The sequence below is a fragment of the Corallococcus sp. AS-1-12 genome, assembly GCF_020036995.1.
GTDB lineage: Bacteria > Myxococcota > Myxococcia > Myxococcales > Myxococcaceae > Corallococcus.
The window spans coordinates 1-19,381 of sequence record NZ_JAIQDD010000054.1 but is presented as its reverse complement, the minus strand read 5'-3'; the positions used below and the strand labels follow the sequence as shown (position 1 = coordinate 19,381).

Annotated in this window: 17 protein-coding genes; 5 read left to right on the top strand and 12 right to left on the bottom strand. The window is 69.2% G+C overall.

All coding sequences use genetic code 11. The features are described 5' to 3' along the window. Positions 1 to 252, top strand: a 252-nt coding sequence (locus tag K8556_RS38025; protein ID WP_223745038.1) for a hypothetical protein, incomplete at its 5' end; no start/stop codon positions are given. Positions 253 to 563: 311 nt separating this feature from the next. Here K8556_RS38025 and K8556_RS38020 read toward each other — a convergent pair. Beyond that, positions 564 to 1,649 (bottom strand): SGNH/GDSL hydrolase family protein, encoded by a 1,086-nt coding sequence (locus K8556_RS38020; RefSeq protein WP_223745037.1) that lies wholly within the window; start codon positions 1,647 to 1,649, stop codon positions 564 to 566. A 227-nt stretch (positions 1,650 to 1,876) separates the two neighbouring features. Between K8556_RS38020 and K8556_RS38015 the strand changes: the two genes are divergently transcribed. After that, positions 1,877 to 3,163 (top strand): chloride channel protein, encoded by a 1,287-nt coding sequence (locus tag K8556_RS38015; RefSeq protein ID WP_223745036.1) that lies wholly within the window; start codon positions 1,877 to 1,879, stop codon positions 3,161 to 3,163. A gap of 7 nt (positions 3,164 to 3,170) precedes the next feature. On the opposite strand, the gene K8556_RS39920 is transcribed toward K8556_RS38015, so the two are convergent. The 9 genes from K8556_RS39920 to K8556_RS37970 form a co-directional block, all read right to left on the bottom strand. Beyond that, positions 3,171 to 3,707 (bottom strand): dickkopf-related protein, encoded by a 537-nt coding sequence (locus tag K8556_RS39920; protein ID WP_370640034.1) that lies wholly within the window; start codon positions 3,705 to 3,707, stop codon positions 3,171 to 3,173. 363 nt (positions 3,708 to 4,070) lie between these two features. Next, on the bottom strand, positions 4,071 to 5,345 hold the full coding sequence (locus tag K8556_RS38005; protein ID WP_223745035.1) for a CapA family protein: 1,275 nt from the start codon (positions 5,343 to 5,345) through the stop codon (positions 4,071 to 4,073). Beyond that, entirely contained in the window at positions 5,345 to 6,103 is a 759-nt protein-coding gene (locus K8556_RS38000) for a trans-aconitate 2-methyltransferase (RefSeq protein WP_223745034.1), read from the bottom strand. The genes K8556_RS38005 and K8556_RS38000 overlap by 1 nt, the downstream gene beginning before the upstream one ends. 63 nt (positions 6,104 to 6,166) lie before the next feature. Beyond that, positions 6,167 to 7,573, bottom strand: a complete 1,407-nt coding sequence (locus K8556_RS37995) for a hypothetical protein (RefSeq protein WP_223745033.1) — start codon at positions 7,571 to 7,573, stop codon at positions 6,167 to 6,169. 170 nt (positions 7,574 to 7,743) lie between these two features. Further along, positions 7,744 to 8,388: a uracil phosphoribosyltransferase gene (upp, locus tag K8556_RS37990; RefSeq protein WP_223745032.1), complete on the bottom strand. Its 645-nt coding sequence runs from the start codon at positions 8,386 to 8,388 to the stop codon at positions 7,744 to 7,746. Between the two features lie 27 nt (positions 8,389 to 8,415). Continuing rightward, positions 8,416 to 9,624 carry a URC4/urg3 family protein gene (locus tag K8556_RS37985; RefSeq protein ID WP_223745031.1) on the bottom strand — a complete coding sequence of 403 codons (1,209 nt, stop codon included), beginning with the start codon at positions 9,622 to 9,624 and terminating at the stop codon, positions 8,416 to 8,418. Next, the gene (locus K8556_RS37980) at positions 9,617 to 10,870 is read right to left on the bottom strand and encodes a GTP cyclohydrolase II (protein WP_223745030.1); all 1,254 of its coding nucleotides are present in this window, start codon (positions 10,868 to 10,870) and stop codon (positions 9,617 to 9,619) included. The genes K8556_RS37985 and K8556_RS37980 overlap by 8 nt, the downstream gene beginning before the upstream one ends. 69 nt (positions 10,871 to 10,939) lie before the next feature. Further along, positions 10,940 to 12,424: a CoA-acylating methylmalonate-semialdehyde dehydrogenase gene (gene mmsA / locus K8556_RS37975; protein WP_223745029.1), complete on the bottom strand. Its 1,485-nt coding sequence runs from the start codon at positions 12,422 to 12,424 to the stop codon at positions 10,940 to 10,942. A 180-nt stretch (positions 12,425 to 12,604) separates the two neighbouring features. Continuing rightward, on the bottom strand, positions 12,605 to 13,045 hold the full coding sequence (locus K8556_RS37970) for a hypothetical protein (RefSeq protein WP_223745028.1): 441 nt from the start codon (positions 13,043 to 13,045) through the stop codon (positions 12,605 to 12,607). Between the two features lie 271 nt (positions 13,046 to 13,316). On the opposite strand from K8556_RS37970, the gene K8556_RS37965 reads away from it, so the two are divergent. The 3 genes from K8556_RS37965 (at position 13,317) to K8556_RS37955 (ending at position 17,064) form a co-directional block, all read left to right on the top strand. Continuing rightward, the gene (locus K8556_RS37965; RefSeq protein WP_223745027.1) at positions 13,317 to 15,056 is read left to right on the top strand and encodes a PilZ domain-containing protein; all 1,740 of its coding nucleotides are present in this window, start codon (positions 13,317 to 13,319) and stop codon (positions 15,054 to 15,056) included. Beyond that, positions 15,053 to 15,799: a hypothetical protein gene (locus tag K8556_RS37960; RefSeq protein ID WP_223745026.1), complete on the top strand. Its 747-nt coding sequence runs from the start codon at positions 15,053 to 15,055 to the stop codon at positions 15,797 to 15,799. Before K8556_RS37965 ends, K8556_RS37960 begins: the two co-directional genes overlap by 4 nt. A gap of 365 nt (positions 15,800 to 16,164) precedes the next feature. Next, a complete protein-coding gene (locus K8556_RS37955) occupies positions 16,165 to 17,064 on the top strand; it encodes an Abi family protein (protein WP_223745025.1) in 900 nt (299 codons plus the stop codon). 19 nt (positions 17,065 to 17,083) lie between these two features. Here K8556_RS37955 and K8556_RS37950 read toward each other — a convergent pair whose 3' ends face one another. Both K8556_RS37950 and K8556_RS37945 read right to left on the bottom strand, forming a co-directional pair. Continuing rightward, positions 17,084 to 18,316 (bottom strand): AAA family ATPase, encoded by a 1,233-nt coding sequence (locus tag K8556_RS37950; protein WP_223745024.1) that lies wholly within the window; start codon positions 18,314 to 18,316, stop codon positions 17,084 to 17,086. Between the two features lie 179 nt (positions 18,317 to 18,495). After that, positions 18,496 to 19,020, bottom strand: coding sequence for a GNAT family N-acetyltransferase (locus tag K8556_RS37945; protein WP_223745023.1), 525 nt, complete (start codon positions 19,018 to 19,020; stop codon positions 18,496 to 18,498). Positions 19,021 to 19,381 lie beyond the last annotated feature (361 nt).

Sequence of the window (19,381 nt, the reverse complement as noted above, 5' to 3'; positions counted from 1 at the left end):
TTCCGCCGCTTCTTTTCGAAGGGGAGCGGCTTCTACCTCAGCGCCGCGTTCCCTGTCAACCGCTTGCTGTCAGCTTTCCCACCGCTGGGCGTCCGTCGTGTTGCCTTCCGGACCGCTGCTTCTTCGGTGGGGCGCGGCTTCTATCTCTTCGCCGCGTTCGCTGTCAACCTGCTCGTTGACTGCCCTATTTTCTTGTCGGTGCTGCTCTCTCCACGACGTTCCTTCCGCGCCAGTGCGCGGGCTTCGTGGTGAGGGGCGCGGCTTCTACCTCTTCGCCGCGTTCGGGATCAACAACCTTCGTCGATCCTTTTCTTCCCCCCGCGCTGACTTTCCGAGGGCCTGGGGCCAGCGGGTTCGTCGCGGGGGGTCCACTCTCTAACGCTTCGGGCCGATGACGTCAAACCCTCGTTGATGTGGAGCTGATCATTGGCGCTCCGACGAAAGGGGGCCTGAACGCCTGGACGCGGCCAGGACGGCCGGGCGCTCTGCCTGTTCGGACGCGAAAAGGCCCCCGACCCGGTGACAGGTCGGAGGCCCTTTCTCCCTACGGATGCCGACTCAGGTCACGGCGTCGCGGGGTCGAACGTGGAGATGCTCCAGCCCATGCGCTCGTGGCCGAACTTGTTCCAGTCCGGGTTCTTGCCGTTGACGACCTGGGTGTCCGTGTAGGACGGCGCCCCAGAGCCGGAGCCGGAGCCGGAGAAGATGTTCACGCTGATGGTGGAGCCCGTGTACGTCGGGTGCGTGTTGTCCGACTGGATGTAGTCGTAGCTGGTGCTGCTGTTCGCCAGGTGGCCGTTCGCGTCGCGCAGCGTGCCGCGCAGGGTGACGCTGATGCGCTGGACGTAGGCGTCCTCGGTCTCGCCGGCGCGGTACGCGATGGCCTCGGAGTCAATCTGGCCGTCGCCGTTGCGGTCGTAGTCGGAGGCCATCATCTCCGCGAAGGCGTCCGCGCACTTGAAGCCGTACTTCGCCGCCAGGTTACAGGCGCGCCAGTTGCTGCGCGCCAGCAGCGGCAGGAAGTACTGCTGCTTGTTCACCTTCTGGCCCGTCGTCGCGTCCGTGCAGGAGGTCAGCACGTTGTCCGCGTCATAGCCGGGGTAATAGATGTTGGAGATGACCTTCACCTTGGCGGTGGTCGCGTACTGGTTGATGGTCTGCATCGCCCGCTCCATGTACGTGGTGCAGGCGGACAGCGCGTTCTGCAGGCCGCTGTAGTTGCACGTCCCCGTCTGGTCGGTGAACGCGCTGCGGGCCTGCAGGTAGTCGTTGCCGCACATCTCGAACATCACGACGCGCGTGCGGGTGTCCTGCATGTAGGAGCGCTCGGAGACGATCTTGTTGTTGTAGATGTCGTCCGCCTTCGCGCCGGACTTCGTGCGGCGGATGACCTCCACGTTGGTGCCCCACTTCTTCGCCGCGTACTCGCCCTCCACCACCGGGGCCGCACGGCGCGCCACGCTGGAGATTCCGCCGTTGTAGCCGGCGAAGATGGAGTCACCGTAGGCCACCACCCGGTACGTCTGCGACGCCGAGCGGTTGATGGTCCACGACGTGTTCTGGTTGATGGTGCTGGCCATCGCGCTGCCACCGAGGGTGGTGGCGGCGAGGACGGCGGCGAGGGACAGCCCGCTGCGACGAACGGACATACCGGCTCCTGAAGAGGTAGGGGGTTCCCGCCCCGGCAATGGGGAGAGGCCGCGCACGGTACACCGGTTTGACTCTGGAATCACTCCTCAGACCGGAATTAACTTCGCAATGAGTATTCCATGTTGAACACGAATTCCGCCACGGTGCGTCACATTGGCGCCCTCGCGCGCCCTTCACTGACGCGGCGCTTCCTGTTGACGCGATGTTTCACGGCTAGAGTCCAGCCATGAACGTCTCCGGGGGTGCTCGAGCGCTGGGACAGTGGCTGCTTCTGGGCGCCATCGTGGGGGGCGTGTGCGGCGTGGCGTCCGCGGTGTTCCTGGCGCTGCTGGAGGAGGCCACGGAGTTCCGGCTGGCGCATGGGTCGCTGGTGTACGCGCTGCCCGTGGCGGGGCTGGTCCTGGGGGCGGTGTACGGCCGGTGGGGCGCGTCCATCCGGGGCGGCAACAACCTGGTGCTGGACACGGTGCATGAGGGCGACGCGGTGATTCCCCTGCGCATGGCGCCCATGGTGCTGCTGGGCACGGTGCTCACGCACCTGTTCGGCGGGAGCGCGGGACGGGAGGGCACCGCGGTGCAGATGGGCGCGAGCCTGGCGGACCAGATTGCGTGGCGCTTCCGTGTATCGCCGGACACGCGGCGCGAGCTGCTGGCGGCGGGCATCGCGGGTGGCTTCGGTTCGGTGTTCGGCACGCCGCTGGCGGGCACGGTGTTCGGGCTGGAGGTCGTGTGCGTGGGCCGGCTGGGCTACGAGGCGCTCCTGCCCGCGCTCACGGCCGCTGTGGTGGGCGACCTGGTGACTCGCGGGCTGGGCATCCATCACACGGTGTATCCGGTGCCGCAGGCGCTGGCGCTGACGCTGCCCGTGCTGGGCAAGTGGCTGGTGTTCGCGGTGGGCATCGCGGGCGTGGCGGTGGCCTTCATCGAGGGCACGCATGGACTGAAGCGGGTCCTGGAGCGCCGTGTGCCCTGGCTCCCCGTGCGCATGGCCCTGGGCGGCCTGGGGGTGGTGGGGCTCTGGAAGCTCGCGGGCACCAGCGACTACCTGGGCCTGGGCGTGCCCGGCATCCTTCGCGCGTTCGAGGATGTGTCGCTGCCCTGGGGCGCGTTCGCCTGGAAGCTCGTGTTCACGGTGGTGACGCTGGGCGCGGGGTTCCTGGGGGGTGAGGTGACTCCGCTGTTCTTCATTGGCGCGGCGCTGGGCAATGTCCTCGCCCGGCTGTTGGGGCTGCCGGTGGACCTGGGCGCGGCGGTGGGCATGGCGGCGCTGTTCGCGGCGGCGGCCAATACGCCGCTCGCGCTGTCGTTGATGGCGGTGGAGTTGGTGGGCGCCTCCGTGCTGCCTCACGTGGCCATCGTCGCCACGGTGGCGTACCTGCTCACGGGCCACCGGGGCATCTATCCGTCGCAGCGCATTGCCCGGAAGAAGCTGGGCGGGCCGCTGCTGGACCGCGTCGTCTCGCTGAGGGACGTGCACGAAGCGCCCCGGAAGGAACCCGGGGCGCCTCGTTGAGCGGGCGCTACTTGCAGGTGAACGACCAGCGGCAGGTGCCGGAGGCGCACTCGCGATCGCTGGAGCAGGCCGCGCCCCGGGCTCGCTTGTTCACGCACTTGCCGGAGTTGAGCCCCCAGCCGCAGAACTGGTTCGCGCCGCAGTGCGAGTCGCTGTCGCAGAGGCAGCTTCCCGTGGGGTTCAGGTAGCAGTCCGCGCTGCAGCGGTCGGTGGTGCATTCGCGGTCGGACTTGCACGTCTGCCCGTAGGCCTTGGAGCGCGGCGTGTAGCACCAGCCCACCGCGTTGAAGCAGCCTCCGCAGGCTCCGGAGAGGCACTGGCCGTCACGGCCGCACGACGTGCCGTCCGTCTTGCGGTCCACGCAGTCATTGTCGCCGGGGTTGCCCGGGATGTCGTTCTGGCAGGCGGGCGTGGTCTTCTCGTTCTGGGCGAGCTTGTCGTTCATCACCTCGCGGACGATGAGCATGCCCTTGTCCATCATCGCCTGGAGGAGCTGCTGGCCGTCCACGGTGAGGCCCTTCACGTTGCGGCACTGGGCGTCCACGTCGAAGCCCAGCGTGAAGCCGGAGGCGGTGGCTCCGAAGTCGGTGTCGATGTGGCAGTTCTCCAGGAACTGCGCGGCCTGGAAGATGACGTTGTGCAGGGCCGCTCCGCCGAAGCGGTTGTCCAGCCGAAGAGCTTGCTGGTCTCGATGGAGAGGACCATGGCGAGCCTGCCCTGCGAGATGATGGGCCGTGCGTCCGCGGGCGACAGGGTGATCTCCACCCAGTCGTTGGCCGCGTCGAAGGCGTGGGCCATCTGGAGCTGGACCTCCACGTCCGTCATCTCGTCGCAGGCGCGCTTGCGGTTCCGCGGGGGCAGCTTCAGCCCGGACACCGCGTGCAAGACGCGGTGTCCCAGCGTGTGTTCAGGGCACGGTTTGCGCCGTCAGCTCCCTTCGCCTCAGCTCCGGGGTGGCCACCCGGAACTCCGCGGGCAGCATCCTCAGGATGCGTTCGCGGCGGTAACGGGCGTTGGTCAGGCGCTGCTCCAGGGCGGCCATCTCGGCCCGGGTCGCCTTGTCGGGTGTCCCGGTGCGCTGGGTGAGCGCGGCCAACCTTCGCGAGACTTCTTCCATCTCGCGGTCGATGAGCACGGGCTGGATGTTCCGCTTCGCCTTCGCCTTGCGGCCCTGGGCGTTGTTCTCAATCCAGACCGGCAACACGGAGACCTCGGACAGGGACACCGGGGCTCCGGGCTCCTCCCGGGTCACTCCGACTCTCAGGAGCAGCGTGTCCCTCTTGTCTCCGTCCTTCCCCAGTTGCCCCTTCACGTGCCGGTAGAAGCGCGCCTGGTTCGCCACCAGGTTGCCCAGGGAATAGGCGATGAAACCCCGGCGCCCGGACTTCGTCGTGTAGGCCTCCAAGGGCTGGAGCACGTGCGGATGGTGCCCGATGACCGCGAAGGCTCCCGCTTCCAGGAAGGACTGGCCCAGGGCCCTGTCCAACGGGTGCGGCGTGTCCGTGTACTCGCGCCCCCAGTGCCCCATCACGAAGAGCGCGTCACACTTCGCCGCCGCCGCGCGCACCCGCTCCAGTGCCTCCTCCGGTTTCAGCCCCCTTCTCGAGGCGTGCTCCGGATAGGGCAACAGCGCCACGTGCGGCGCGTCCGCTTCCTTCGGGTTGCTGAAGCCGTTCAGGCTCCTGGTGAAGGAGAGGAAGCCCAGCTTGATGCCTCGCACCTCCAGGAACACCGGCTCCCAGGCCGCGTCTCTTGTCGTCCCCGTGCCCGTGTGGCGCAGGCCCGCCGCGTCCAGGTGCCTCAGCGTCTCCACCAGGCCCTCCACGCGCTGATCCCTTGCGTGGTTGTTGCCCGTGGACACCACCTTCACTCCGGCGTTCACCAGGGCCTGCGCCATCGCGGGGGGCGCGTTGAAGACCAGCTCCTTCGTGAAGGCCTTCGTGTTGGCCGTGACGGGCGTCTCCAGGTTCACCACGCCCACGTCCGCCGTCCGCAGCACGTCCGACAGCGGACCGAAGACGTGGTCCCAGCCTTCGTGGTTCCCACTGCGCGCGTGGGCCTTCGCCACCGACTTCACCTCGCCGTGCGGAATCACGTCTCCGCCAAAGACGAGCTCCACCCGCGCGGGCGCGGCCATCCCCCACAGCGGGATGAACACCAGCAGGGCCCCCCACCCTCGCATCAGTCCTGCTCCCGCACTCCGATGAAGACTTCCCGGTTCCAGGGGTCCCTGCGCGTCGTCGCGGGACAGCCGGCCTCTCGCATCCATTCGAGCCAGTCGTCACGCCGGAACAGTCCGAAGCGGTGGCGCTCCTGCGACATGCTCACCGTTCCGTCGGCCTCTCTCAGCAGATAGGCGAACGCGGTCTCGAAGGTCTCGTCGTCCGGATCCGGATCCCACGTCCACATGAGGTAGCGCATCCCGCGCCCGTCCGGACCGTCGTGGCCTCCGGACTCGGTGAGGGGCTCGAAGGTCTCACGCACGCAGTCCGGCAACAGCACCACCCGGCCTCCCGGACGGCAGTGCGCCGCCGCCGTGAGGACCGTGGCGCGCGCTTCCGCGCGCTCCACCGCGTACATGATGGCGTCGTGCACCATCACCCGGTCGAACGTGCGCCCCAGCCGCAGCGAGCGCATGTCCCCCACGCGGTGCTCGCACTCCGGGTTCACCTTGCGGCTCACCGCCACCATCTCCGGCGAGCGGTCCGTCAGCGTCAGCGTGAAGTGCTTCTTCAGGTGGAAGGCCAGGCTTCCTCCGCCCGAGCCCAACTCCAACAGCGTGCGCGCCGGGCCCTCCTCCGGATGCAACAGGGGGAGCAGGTCCTCCGCCTCCTCGCAGTACTCCTCCGGCGGCGAGAACATGGGCCACCAGGAGGCGAGGTCGGTGTAGAGCTGGGGCTCCTCCACGGGAGGCGGGAGCACGGTGCGCAGCGACGCCATGGATGACTTCCTCGGAGACGAAGCACCGTTCTACCGCCCGGACAACCCGTGCGTCCATGAGGCCTAACGGACCTGGATGGCGTCCGCGACCACGTAGGTCCCCGCCGTCACCCAGCGGCTCAGTTGGACCTTGTTCCACCCCGCCGGGAAGCTCCACGTGCCGAGCGTGTTCCACCTGGCGCCGTTGAGTGTCTGGTTCACCTTCACGTTCGCCAACTGCGTGCCGGAGGCGTTGGTGACGATGAAGGGCGCGGCCGTGGAGCGGTCGCTCGCCGCCGTCCACCACGCGTCCACCGTCTTCGTTCCCGCCGCGGACAGGTAGAACCAGAACGTCGCCGGCTCCGACACCGCCGCTCCCGGGGAGACCAGGTAGCTGGTGCCGTAGTAGCCCGCCACGTTCGTGGAGGACGCCCAGCTCGTGCCCGTGAGCTGGATGTAGCCCTTGGACGGGTCGTTGTTCGCGTTGTTGCTGTCGATGACGAGCCCCGTCGACGAACCGCCGCCGGACGTCCACAGGTACGTCACGTCCACCCAGTCGTTGTTCGACATGCCCAGGTCCAGCCAGAACGTCCCGTCCGCGAGGTCGATGCCCGCGGGGTTCGACGGCCGGCGGCCGAACTGGTCCAACCCGCCGTTGAAGTTGTCCTGGTACGCCGCCTGCGCCTCCGGCTTGCCCTGCGGCAGCGTCTTCCACATCTCGCGCACGCTGGACGGGTTCCAGTAGTCGTCCTTCGTGTTCCACGGGCCCACGTCCCAGACGGACGTCGTCGCGCACTTGCCCGTCTTCGAATAACAGACGCGCACCTGGTACTCGGAGCCTCCGTTCGACGCGAGCCCGCGCCGCGACGGCAGCGCCACGAAGCGGTCGTTCGACTTGATGACGTGGCCGTTCGCCGTCGTGCCGCCCACCAGGCCTTCACGGGTGGCGTAGACGCGGTAGGTCAGCGGCGCGAGCGTCTGGAGGGTTTCCTCCGTGCCGGTGCCTTCACGCCAGCCCTCCAGGCCGACCTCCTGGACCACGGGGCCGCGGCCCCGCTCGTCCGCGATGAGCGCGAGGCGCACCTGCACCTCCGTGCCCGCGCGGGGCAGGCGCACGGCTTCGTCTTGCGTGGCGGTGCGCCACTCGCTCCAGGCGCCTCCGGGGTTTCTCACGCGCACGTCCACTTCGACGCCCTGCCCCAGTCTCACGGCCGCTTGGACTCGCGGACGGAAGGTGTCCACGGGCTGCTCGAGCGTGCGCGGCGGGAACTCGAAGAGGCCCGTGAGCCGACTCTGGCCTTCAGGGCGGCGCATCACGGCGTTGGGTTCGTAGAGCAGCCCGTCCCGCGTGCCCACGAGCTCCGACGTGCCCGTTCCCGTGGAGAGGTTCTCCGTCCAGCGCTGGGCGCCGGGCTCCGCCGACGCCACGCCTTCCGCGAAGACCGCGCCCAACATCACCGCCATCAGGGTGGACCGCCACGACGCGCGCATGCCTGGACTCCCGGGAAATGGATAAAAACGTTTAGACCGTTCAACGTTTAAATCCGTCTTTCCCGGTTCTCAAGAGCCAAGGCGTGAAACCGCCGTGGCCCGGTGCATCACGTCCCGTTGAAGGCCAGGGGTCCGCCTCGTGGGCCTGCCCATCGACCCATCGAGCCCCGTCAGTCCGCCGACTTCGTGCCGAAGAGGCGGTCTCCCGCGTCGCCCAGGCCGGGGAGGATGTAGCCGTGCGCGTCCAGCTTCTCGTCGATGGCGGCGGTGAAGACGCGCACGTCGGGGTGGTGCTCGCGCAGGTTCGTCAGGCCCTCCGGACACGCGAGCAGACACACGAAGCGCAATGAGCCCGGGCGGCTTCGCTTCACCCGCTGGAGCGCCGCCACCGCGGAGTTGCCTGTCGCCAGCATCGGGTCGCAGACGATGACGTCGCGGTCCTCCAGGTTGGCCGGCACGCGGTAGTAGTACTCCACGGCGCCCAGCGACTCCGGGTCGCGGTACAGGCCGATGTGGCCCACCCGCGCGGAGGGCACCAACTGGAGCAGGCCGTCCAGGATGCCCTGCCCCGCTCTCAGGATGGGCACCAGCACCAGCTTCTTGCCGTCCAGTGCCCAGCCCGTGGTGCGCGCCATGGGCGTCTCAATCTCCTCCTCGCGCAGCTTCAGGTCCCGCAGCGCCTCGTACCCGAGCAGGAGGGAGATCTCCTCCAGCAGCGCCCGGAAGGCCGCCGTGCTCGTGTCCGTCCGGCGCATCACCGTCAGCTTGTGCTTCACCAGCGGGTGGTCCACCACCGTGCAGTTCGGGAAGTCCATGCGTCGCCGTCCTTGTCTGTATGGGTTTCAGAACACCGTGCCGTCACTGCGGATGCGGATGGGCGGCACGCCCCCGGGGCGCAGCTCCGCCGCCACCCGGCGCCCCGCCGTCCACGTGCCGCCCTGGAGCACCTTGGCCAGCGGCAGCTCCTCCGCGCTCAATTCCAGACGCCCTCGCACCAGCGCGGCCACGCGGTCCAGGAGCGCCACCGTCAGCGCCCGCCACTCCACGATGGGCGGGTCACCCGGGCCGTAGACCTCCGCCGTCAGGCGCGGGTCCTGCGGCACCAGCACGCCCAGGTCCACGAAGAGGCCGCCGTTGCGGTACTCCGGCAGGCCGGTGAGCGCGTCCAGCTCCGTCACCGTCACGCCGGCCTCCGCCAGCGGCTCCACCAGCGAGTACGCCAGCCACTGGGACAGCTTGTGGAAGGGCACCAGCGCGTCCGCGCTCCCCGGCGGCCCGAGCGCCGGATGCGGCCACACGTCCCCCAGGTTCACGCCGTCCACCGTCGTGCGCCCCGGCCAGATGGGGCCCAGCACCTCCAGCACCGTGCCCAGCACCTCCGCCGCCCGCACGCTGCGGCGGTGCGCGGCCAGCATGTCGAACAGCGTGCCCGGCCTGGGCAGCACGCGCGACAGCGCCTGCATCAGGTGCAGCCGCCCCTCCACGCCCAGCAGGGGGTTGGACTCCGACACCTGGAAGCCGCGCTCCAACTGCTCGCGCGTCATGCGGCCCAGCGCCTCCGCGTCCGCGCGCAGCGGCCGGTCCGGGTCCGACGAGAAGCCGCCCGCCATGAACATGCGCAGCGACGCCACCGCCAGCCCCTCCGAGCGCACGTAGGACGCGCCCCCGGGCTCCTGGTAGCGCCACGTGGGGCCGCTGCCCGCGTCCAGGAGCACGCTCACCACGCCCAGGTCCACCTTCGCCCGGGCCCGCTCCTCCGGCGGCAGCGGGGCCAGCCTCGCCTCCAACTGCGCGAGCCGGGGCACGCCTCCCGCGTCGAAGTGCCTCCAGCGGCTGTGCACCGGGATGTCCAGCCGGGGGTACGCCTCGTGCGTCACCGCCAGCACCCGGTCCACCACCGTGGGCAGCCGGGACGGCTCCACCCGGAAGTACTCCAGCCGGCCGGCGAGCCCCAGGTCCAGCACCTGGTGACAGCGCTCGCGGATGGCCGCCGGGCTGCGCAGCCACGCCACCGTGGGGGACACCTCCTGCACCCGGCTCGCGTCAAGCATCGAGGTCCCGTCCCTTCACCTGCGCCAGCTCCCCCGCGTCCGCCACCGGCCCGCGCGTGAAGTAGCCCGCGGCCTTCTTCGCCTCCATCTCCACCTTCGCGTCGGCGGGGATGAGCCCGTCCGGGATGGGCACCCGTTCGAGGATTTCAATGCCCGAGCGCACGATGGCGTCGTGCTTCATGTCGCTCATGGAGATGAAGCGGTGGATGCGCGTGATGCCCAGCCAGTGCAGCACGTCCGGCATCAGCTCCTGGAAGCGCATGTCCTGCACGCCCGCCACGCACTCCGTGCGGTGGAAGTACGTGGCGGCGGAGTCCCCGCCCTCCTGGCGCTTGCGCGCGTTGTAGACCAGGAACTTGGTCACCTCGCCCAGCGCGCGGCCCTCCTTGCGGTGGTAGACGATGAGCCCCACCCCGCCCTGCTGCGCCATCCGCACGCATTCTTCAATGCCGTGCACCAGGTAGGGCCGGCAGGTGCAGATGTCGCTGCCGAAGACGTCCGAGCCGTTGCACTCGTCATGCACGCGCGCCGCCAGCGGCACGTCCCGGTCCGCGAGCGCGGTGATGTTTCCAAACACATACAGCGACAGCCCGCCGATGGGCGGCAGGAAGACGTGCAGGTCCGGGCGGGTGATGAGCTCCGGGTACATGCCTCCGGTGTGCTCGAAGAGGCCGCGGCGCAGCGCGCCCTCCGTGAGGCCGAAGCGCTCGGCGATGCCGGGCAGGTACCAGACGGGCTCCACGGCGGCCTTCACGACCTTCACGTCGCCATTGGCCGCGACCAGGTCCCCGTCCACCTTGAGGCGCCCGGCGGTGATGGCCTCGCGCACCTCCGGCATGTTGATGTGGGCCCGGGTGACGGCGATGGTGGGCCGGTAGTCCACGCCCTGCTCGGCGTAGGCGCGGAACACCTGCGAGGCCACGGCGCCCCAGGGGTCCAGCGACACGATGCGCTTGGGGTCACCCCACGCCGGATAGGGCCCCACCTGCGCCGCGGGCGAGGTGTTGGTCAGGTCCGCCTTGTGGTCCTGCGGCAGCTTGCCCGCGGACACCGCCAGCGCGCGGTAGATGGAGTACGCGCCCGAGTGTGTGCCGATGACGTTCCGGTTCGCGGGGTCGGAGAGCGTGGCCACCACCGGGCCCCGGCGCAGCGGCTCCGACTCGCCCCAGCGCAGGGGGACTCCGGGGGCCTGACCATCGGGATGGGACGTGAGACGGATGTGATTGACCGGCTTCTTGTCAGCCATGGGGTGCACCCTCCTCGCGGGGCGCGTGGGAAAAGACAGATGTCTGGGAATGGGGCGAAGCGGTTTGGGTCAGCTCATCCAGGAGCCGTCGGTGCGCGCGGACCACTTGCGCGTCACCTTCTTGAGCTGGCTCCAGAAGTCGAGGCTCGACGGTCCCGTCACGTCCCCGTGGCCGAACTTCGACTCGCCCGTGCCGCCGAAGGAGAAGGGCTCGCGCGGCACCGGCACGCCCACGTTCACGCCCACCATGCCGGCCCTGGCGCCCTCCACCACCGTCTGCGCCACCGCGCCGCTGGTGGTGAAGATGGACGCCGCGTTGCCATAGGGCGACGCGTTCTCCACCGCGAGCGCCGCCGACAGCGTGGGCACCCGCACGATGGACAGCACCGGGCCGAACAGCTCGCGCCGCGCGGCCTCCATGTCCGGGCGCACGTGGTCCAACACCGTGGGTCCCAGCCAGTGGCCGTTCGCGTAGGCCTCGCCCGCGGGCCGCTTGCCGCGCCCGTCCAGGAGCACCCGCGCCCCGTCCGCCTGGGCCCTGGCGATGGCCGTCTCCAGCCGGTCCACCGCGCCCCGGTCGATGAGCGCGCCCATGCCCGGGCCGACCTCCAGGCGCGAGGCCCGCCGGAGGATGTCGTCCACCAGCGGCTGCACGTCCCCCACCGCGAGCATCACGCTGGCCGCCATGCAGCGCTGGCCCGCGCAGCCGGTGAACGAGTCCACCACCGCCTGCGGCGTGAGCTCCGGGTCCGCGTCCGGCACGACGATGAGGTGGTTCTTCGCACCTCCGAGCGCCAGCACGCGTTTGCCGTGGCGGCTGCCCTCGACATAGACGTGCCTCGCGACGGGGGACGAGCCCACGAAGGCCAGGGCCTTCACGTCCGGGTGCTCCAACAGCGCGTCCACCGCGGGCTTCGCGCCATGCACCACGGAGAAGACGCCCGGGGGATAGCCGGCCTCCACCATCAACTCGCCCATGGCGGTCGCGGTGAGCGGCACCTTCTCCGACGGCTTGAGGATGAAGGCGTTGCCCACCGTGATGGCGATGGGGAACAGCCACAGGGGCACCATCGCGGGGAAGTTGAACGGCGTGATGCCGGCGACGACCCCCAGGGGCTCGCGGCGGTATTCGCAGGTGACGCCCCGGCTCACCTCCAGGTGCGCGCCGCTGTCCAGGTTCTGCAGCGACAGGGCGAAATCACAGACCTCCATGCCCTTGAGCAGGCCCGCGCGCCCCTCCGCCACCGTCTTGCCGGATTCGCTCGCGGCCAGGTGCGCGAGCCTTTCCAGGTGCGTCTCCAGGAGCGCGCGGAAGCGTTGCAGGAATTGGGTGCGCTCGCGCAGCGGGGTGACGCGCCAGCCTTGCGCGGCGGCCTTCGCGGCCTCCACGGCCTGGGCGACACCGGAGGCGGTCGTCAGCGGCACCCGGCCGATGAGCGCGCCGGTATAGGGACTGCGGACCTCCTGCGCGGACGCTCCGGCGGGAGAGACCCACTCTCCGCCCACGAGGTTGCGACAAGAGACGACGCTCTCGGGTAACCGAACAAAGGACACGCGCACCCCCCCGGTGTTGCGTGACGAATGGGCGGCAAGGATAGACGCAAACGCGGAAGCCAGGGCAAGGCGGGGGGCGTCACCGTGTCCTTGCCTGATCGGAAGCGATGGATCTCCCCATGTTGCTGTGTCGCAAACCCGACCGATGCGTGGGTGCGCGAACGTGCGCGCCGCGCTTCGTCAGGCCTGGGAGAGCATCCGCTGGTGCCGCTCCGACAGCGCGGCGGGGTCCGTGAGGGTGCGCAGCTCCGCGATGGCGGTGGCGTCCTCGGTGTCCGGGTTGAGGCCGAGCGAGATGGCCTCCAGGTACAGCTCCAGCGACAGCAGGAAGCGCGAGTCGGCGGTGAGGGGGTCGCCCTGTTCGCGCATCAGCTCGCCGTCCTCGCGCACCAGCTTCGCGAGCATGCGCACGCGCGAGGCGGTGCCCAGCAGGCGCGAGGTGGACTCCGCGTCCGCGAGGGTGAGCGCGCCGTACTCCATGCCCAGCACGGAGAGGGCGGTGTCGTGGATGAGGGCGCGTGCGTCACCGTACCGCTTCTCCTTCCGGGCCTTGAGGATGCTGGCGATGGCGGCGACGAACTGCTCGACGGCGCGCTCGATGAAGTCCTTGCGGAGGGACATGGGTTCCGCAGGGTAAGCCCGACCCGGGGCGTCCGCACGTTTCCCACCCTGAGGGCACCCTCGTGTCACATGAAACCCAGGAGGTTTCTTGTTTTCAGTGCCTTGGAGGGAAGGAGGAGTGTCCGGCGGACGGACTCCGGGTCGTTCGAGGCGGCTGGAGGGATTGAACGACCCGACCCGACGTCTGGTTGCGTATCCCTTTCAAGCGCGGATCCGCGGGAGACCGGGGTGATTCGCGCGCCCCCGACGTCATTCATCTGGAGAGTCCACCGTGGGAGCGCCTTTCGCTCGCGCACAGCCGCGTCCGTTGTCCGAGGCACCGGCCCTGGAATGGGAGCGCCGGTGGGACATCACCGACGCCGAGCGCATCCGCATCATCCTCGCCACCGCCGCCGCGCTGGGCTCGCCCGCCCTGCTGCGGCGGGGAGGCTCGGCGTCGCCGCTGCGGCTGGAGACGCTGGAGCTGGAAGGCGGAGCGCTCCACTGGTCCGGGCTGACGGTGGATCCAGGCGCGGACGCGTGGGAGGTGGAGGTGTCTGGCCATGGCTGCGTCTACCGGATGCTCCTGTCCGGCGAGACGGCGGAGCCGGGGACGTGGGTGACGCCGCAGCCGCGTCAGTTGATCCAGGTGCGCCGCCGGGCACATCGGCGTGCTCCCGCGCCGCCGGACCTGCGCGTGCGCCTGCCGCTGCCGGGATGGCTGGGCCGGGAGCGCGACGCGGTGGAGGTGTCCCCGCACGGGATGGCGCTGCGGCTGGGCGCCGGGGAACGCCTTCCGCCGGGCCGGGTGCTCCAGCCCATCGAGCTGCGCACGGCGGCGGGTGACGCCCTGTCGCTGCGCGGGGAGGTGCGCCATGTGTCGGACCGCGCCGATGGGGAGCTTCTGTGCGGGCTTCAGGTGACGCCGCTGACCCCCGAGGACGCGGAGCAATGGCAGACGCTGGTGGCGCGGGCCCTTCACCCGGCGACGTGCACCGATGGGGCGCGGGTGGAGGAGCAGTGGCGGCTGTTCATGGACTCCGGCTACTTCAACCTGGCGGGCAGGGCCGCGGAGGACTTCGAGTCGCGGCGGCGGAGCTTCGTCGAGCTGGGCCGCCGGGCCGGTTCGATGGGCTCGGTCCTCACCGGGGTGGTGTGGCCTTCCGAGCGCGGCGTGGAGGCGACGCTCTCCGCGATGAAGCCCTACCGCTCCATGTGGATGGTGCACCAGTTGGCGCGGCGCCAGGACGCCACGCGGTTCGAGCGCCTCAAGGGCCAGATGCTGCGCGAGCTGTACGTGCACTGCGTGGAGCACGCGCAGCGGGACAGCGGGTTCCGGTGGCTCGCGGCGTACATCGAGTCGACCGTGCCCTTCACGTACCGCTCGCACGTCGGCTTCGCCGAGCGCATGGCCGCGACGGGCCGGACGCTGATGCTGCCGATGCGAATGATTGACGTCGGGTGTGGCCCTTCCCCTGCCCCGCTGACGCCGGGTCTGGAGTTGGGGCCCGCGACGGAGGCGGAGCGGCGGCTGCTGGTGGAGCGGATCGCCCTCACCCGGCCCGCCTGCTACGCCGAGGCGTTGGACCTGCGCCTGGAGACGCTGGACCTGCGGGACGCGACGCGGGCCTGGCAGGCGGTGGGCCTGGAGCGTGAGCGGCGCCTGCTGGTCGCTCGCGAGGGCGCGAAGCCGGTGGCGGTGGCCGTCCTGGAGTCGGGGGCTCCCGGGACCAATCCCTTCGGGTTGCTGGACTCCGTGCGGGTGTTCGCGCTGTCCGCCCGGGCGCGGCGGGCCTATCCGGCGCTGATGGAGGGGGCTCGCCGCTGGTTCGCGGAGCGGGGCCGCGACGGGTTCACCTTCCTGGCCGAGGAGGCTGGCGACGTGGAGGCGGCAGGCCTGCATGACGCGGCCCCGGACGCGAAGCCCTTCCTGTGGCTCATCCCCGCGGACCTCGCTCCCGAGTTCCTGGGGCACATCCACGAGCAGACGGCTCCCCGTCCGCTCTCCCACCCCCAGAAGGAGCTGTCATGAGCCTCATCCAGACGCAGTACCTGCCGCACGCTCAGCCCACCCGCGCCCGCCTGGAGACGGACCCCGTCGTGCGCACGCTCCTGTCGCCGGACATCGCGCCGGACCTGATGGCGCGCTTCCTCATCGAGTGGTCCGCCCGGGGCGCGTACATGACCGAGCCCGTGGATGGATGGATCCGCGGCGCCGGTGAGCGCTGCATCGCGCTGGGCCAGGAGAAGGTGGGCCGGCAGCTCATCACCCATGCGAAGCACGAGGCCGGCCATCACCTGATGACCCTCCAGGACGCGCGCGTGCTGACGGCTCAGTGGAACGCGAGCCACTCGCAGCAATTGGACGCGGATGCGCTGGTCGCCCAGGCCCCCACGGCCGCCATGCGCGAGTACCGGCAGGTGCACGACGAGGCCATCACCGGCGACCTGCCGCTGGGTCAGGCCGCCATCGAGTACGAGGTGGGCCACCTGGCCGTCGTGCTGGTGCCGCGCATCCTGGCGCGCGTGCGTGAGGTGCTGGGACAGGGGACGCTGGACACCCTCACCTTCCTCCGCGAGCACGCGGAGGTGGACGTGGGCCACACCGCGCTCAACGAGCGGATGATGGAGGGGCTCTTGAGCACCCATCCCGAGGAGGGCCGGCGGCTGGCGTCGTTCGGCTCTCGCGGGCTGGACTGCTACCTGCGCTTCCTGGACGACTGCATGGAGGCGGCGCGCCGGAGCCTGGGCGGCGTCACCGCGGCGGCGGCATGATTCTCCACACGGCGTCTGTAGCCTAGGAGGCAATCAAGCATGCGCTTGTGGTACATGCGTATATGAACCACAAGCCCTAGTAGTAACTATGCTACCTAGCAGGTGGCAGCTTGAGCGGGTGCTCGTCCGCCCTTGACGATCGAGCCTAGGCGATTGATGATTCACCCAACACACCCGCCACGCCTCTGACTGGAATCTCAGTTACGCGCCTCTGGCGGGTTTTTTTATCTCCGACTCCCCGTTATCATCTGCGCGGTAATTGAGTGCCCTGGGGGGCAGGGTCGAAAGGCCATCGCCTGGGTAAGCAATACACCAAGCCAGCTCTGACCTTTGAACAGCAGCTCACTCAGTTGGAGCAGCGGGGGATGCTTGTTGCCGATAGAGTCCGTGCCTTAGCGGCGCTTGGACGCATCAGCTATTACCGCCTCAGTGCCTACTGGTACCCCTTCAAGAAGGGCGACACCATTTTCGAGGCAGGCACTACCTTCGATCAGGCCCTCGAACTCTATGAGTTCGACCGCCGACTTCGACTCGTTGTCCTTGATGCAATCGAACGGGTCGAAATCCTCGCGCGAACACTTATCACCTACACCTTCGGTCATGCATATGGCGCATTCGCCCATGCAGACGGCGCCAACTTCGACGTCACGCCTCGCTTCTCTCATGACAAGTGGCACCAAGAGTTGCGCAAGGAGATCGAGCGAGCGAAGGAAAAATTCCTTGAGCACTACCAGACTAACTACATTGGTTTTCCGACGGTTCCCATCTGGATGGCTTCTGAAGTCATGTCCCTCGGTACATTGTCGAGGATGTTCCAAGGGATGCGGACTGCAGATCAAAAGCAGGTACTGAAGAGCTGGAACGTCCACCAGTCTGTCGCTGGATCATGGCTTCATTCGCTCTCGTATGTACGCAATGTCTGCGCCCATCACGGTCGCCTTTGGAATCGTGAACTTGCCATCAGCCCGCTGAGCCCCAAGAGTTCGCCTGACTGGCCGGCCCTTAGCAACAAGCGTATCTATGCCATCCTTTGCATCCTCAGGTATTTGACGCGCTCGGCACATGGCGGAGAAGAGTGGGCCGCATCAGTGCGTACTCTACTGACTGAAATGACCGGCAAACCTCGTTGGCTAAACGCCATGGGAGTGCCCGCGAATTGGATCACTCACTCGTTCTGGCGTCCCACCTCAAGCTTGTCTGGTTCTATGGTGCGGGCACGCAATGATCCACGCGCGCTCATGCGTTGGAAGTTGAAGAAGGCGTGATTAGCAAACCCCACGCCATTCAATTCGTCTCGCTCAGCGTCTTCCGTGACTTCCAGTACTCGCGCTGCGCGGGCACGGAGAGGAGTTCACTCTCCGGATAGCGCAGCGCGGTCAGCTTGCCTCCGAACACACAGCCGGTGTCCACGCAGACGGTGTTGTTCACCCACTCGGATTCCGGCACGGCGGTGTGGCCGTACACGACCGTCGCCTGCCCCTGGTAGCCGCGGGCCCAGTCGGCCCGCACCGGCAGGCCGTAGGCATCCGCCTCGCCAGTGGTCTCTCCGTAGAGGGCGAAGTCGCGCACCTCCGGGGTGTCTCGGCCGTGCATGGACTCCTTCAGGCCCGCGTGCGCCACCACCAGGTGGCCGCCGTCCAGGACGTAGTGCGGTGAGCGGGCTTCGATGAAGTCGGCGACCGCCTGGGAGAATCCGGGCGGCTCACGTTCCAGTTGCTCCAGCGTCATCGCGAGCCCGCGTCCCGCGCGCACGTCCTTGCCTCGCAGCTTCTTGAGCAGCTTGAACTCGTGATTGCCGGGCACGCACAGCGCGGTGCCCGCCTCCACCATCCCCATCACCAGGCGCAGCACGTCCGTCACGCGCGGCCCCCGGTCGATGAGGTCGCCCAGGAACACGACCTTGCGTCCGTGGGGCGTGCCCACGTCGAAGCCGGAGCCTCCGTCCGCTCTCGGCGCGACCGTGTAGCCCAGCTCCGTCAGCAGGGCCTTCAGCTCGTCGAAGCAGCCGTGGATGTCTCCGATGATGTCGAAGGGGCCGTGCTCCTCGTGGCGGTGGCTCGGCAGGGGGCGGTGCTCGAAGGCCACCGCGCCCACCGTGTCCGGCGTGAGTATGTGCACGTGCCGGATGCCTTCCTTCGTCAGCCCCTTCAGCGCGTTCTGGAGCTGCTGCACCTGGTTGCGCAGGGCCTTGGGACTGGCCGACCCGGAGCGCGTGCGGTTTCGCTCCAGGCAGAGCGCCTCCGGCGTGTCCATGGCCACCGCGACCAGGGCCACGTGGTGCTCGCGTGCCAGGGTCACGTAGTGACGGCGGGACTCGGCGCTGAGCGGGACGCCGTCGATGACGGTGAGCGTGCCCTTCGCGAGCCTTCGCGCCACCTCGTCGTGGAGCTTCGTTTCGTTGCCCGTGCCGGGCAGCACGTCCTCTGGGAGGAAGTGCGCGTTCGCGAGGGTGGACTTGCCGGAGCCGGAGGGGCCCAGGAGCAACACGAGCGACTGCTCGGGGATGGGGATCATCATGGTGGGAACACCGGGGTGGGGGTCGGCGTACCGACCGGCGCCCCTTCCGGGGCAGGGCGCACGCCACGACTCCAGCGCGCGATCCCTTCCGGTGCCCGGGTCACGCGAGCGTTCGCGGACCCTCCGGCGTCAGACGGGATGCGCTCACTACGGTTGAACGCGTTCCCGCCTGACATGCGTCACTTCAGGGGCAGCAGGTACGCCTCCAGGAACACGTCCGGGAGGCGGTCCATGTCGCCTTCGGGCGTACGCTGGTAGCCGCGGCGCTGATACATGCGCGCGACGCCTACCGCCCCCCGGCGCACATGGAGGGAGATGGCGTCCACGCCCCAGCGCTTCGCGAGGACCTCCGCCTCCGCCAGCAGCGGCTGGGCCAGGCCCTGGCCGTGATAGCGCACCGAGGTGGCCAGGGCGCGCAGGTCCGCCGTGCGGGGCAGCCAGGCCTCGGTGCCGGGCGCGCCGGGCGGATACAGGGCCACCGTGCCCGCGACCTCTCCGTCCACGTCCGCCACCAGGATGGTGCACACCTTGCGTCTGGCGGCGACGTCGCGCAGGAACGCCTTGCGCTCGTCGGAGTAGACGACCTCCGGCAGCTTCTTCGCGTACTGCGTGACGTAGGCGTCCACCAACAGCTCGCCAATCGCCTTGTCGTCCTCGGGCCGCGCCTCGCGGATGACGGCTCGCTTCACCACGTCCGTGCTCATGCGCCGCCCTCTAGCATGACGCCCCGGAGCCCGCGCGGCGCATCCGGGCAGGCAGCCAGGGTTGTACCTCCCCCGTCCGACACGGGCCCGACCGGGCGACCAGGACCGGGGGTTCGGGACCCGGCGCTTCAAAACCTGTCCGACTGTCGGACAGGTTTGTGCGGAGTGCCTCCGGCAGGGGGACCCGAGGCCGGGCGACGATCTTCCGAAACTTGTCCGACTGTCGGACAAGTTCGCGCGTTGTGCCTCCGGCGGGGTGGGCTTGGGGCCGGGACGTGGTTTTCCGAAACCTGTCCGACTGGAGGTCTGCGCGGAATAAGCAGTCCTACGAGCCGCATAGAGGTGGGGTGACATCGCAAGA

What these genes read in the sequence shown, in the direction of transcription:
- K8556_RS37945 (WP_223745023.1), bottom strand. Translation starts at nt 19,020, where the DNA reads ATGAGCACGGACGTGGTGAAGCGAGCCGTCATCCGCGAGGCGCGGCCC.
- K8556_RS38015 (WP_223745036.1), top strand. Translation starts at nt 1,877, where the DNA reads ATGAACGTCTCCGGGGGTGCTCGAGCGCTGGGACAGTGGCTGCTTCTG.
- K8556_RS37985 (WP_223745031.1), bottom strand. Translation starts at nt 9,624, where the DNA reads ATGCTTGACGCGAGCCGGGTGCAGGAGGTGTCCCCCACGGTGGCGTGG.
- K8556_RS38000 (WP_223745034.1), bottom strand. Translation starts at nt 6,103, where the DNA reads ATGGCGTCGCTGCGCACCGTGCTCCCGCCTCCCGTGGAGGAGCCCCAG.
- K8556_RS38005 (WP_223745035.1), bottom strand. Translation starts at nt 5,345, where the DNA reads ATGCGAGGGTGGGGGGCCCTGCTGGTGTTCATCCCGCTGTGGGGGATG.
- K8556_RS37995 (WP_223745033.1), bottom strand. Translation starts at nt 7,573, where the DNA reads ATGCGCGCGTCGTGGCGGTCCACCCTGATGGCGGTGATGTTGGGCGCG.
- K8556_RS37955 (WP_223745025.1), top strand. Translation starts at nt 16,165, where the DNA reads ATGCTTGTTGCCGATAGAGTCCGTGCCTTAGCGGCGCTTGGACGCATC.
- K8556_RS38020 (WP_223745037.1), bottom strand. Translation starts at nt 1,649, where the DNA reads ATGTCCGTTCGTCGCAGCGGGCTGTCCCTCGCCGCCGTCCTCGCCGCC.
- K8556_RS37970 (WP_223745028.1), bottom strand. Translation starts at nt 13,045, where the DNA reads ATGTCCCTCCGCAAGGACTTCATCGAGCGCGCCGTCGAGCAGTTCGTC.
- K8556_RS37960 (WP_223745026.1), top strand. Translation starts at nt 15,053, where the DNA reads ATGAGCCTCATCCAGACGCAGTACCTGCCGCACGCTCAGCCCACCCGC.
- K8556_RS37980 (WP_223745030.1), bottom strand. Translation starts at nt 10,870, where the DNA reads ATGGCTGACAAGAAGCCGGTCAATCACATCCGTCTCACGTCCCATCCC.
- K8556_RS37950 (WP_223745024.1), bottom strand. Translation starts at nt 18,316, where the DNA reads ATGATGATCCCCATCCCCGAGCAGTCGCTCGTGTTGCTCCTGGGCCCC.
- upp (WP_223745032.1), bottom strand. Translation starts at nt 8,388, where the DNA reads ATGGACTTCCCGAACTGCACGGTGGTGGACCACCCGCTGGTGAAGCAC.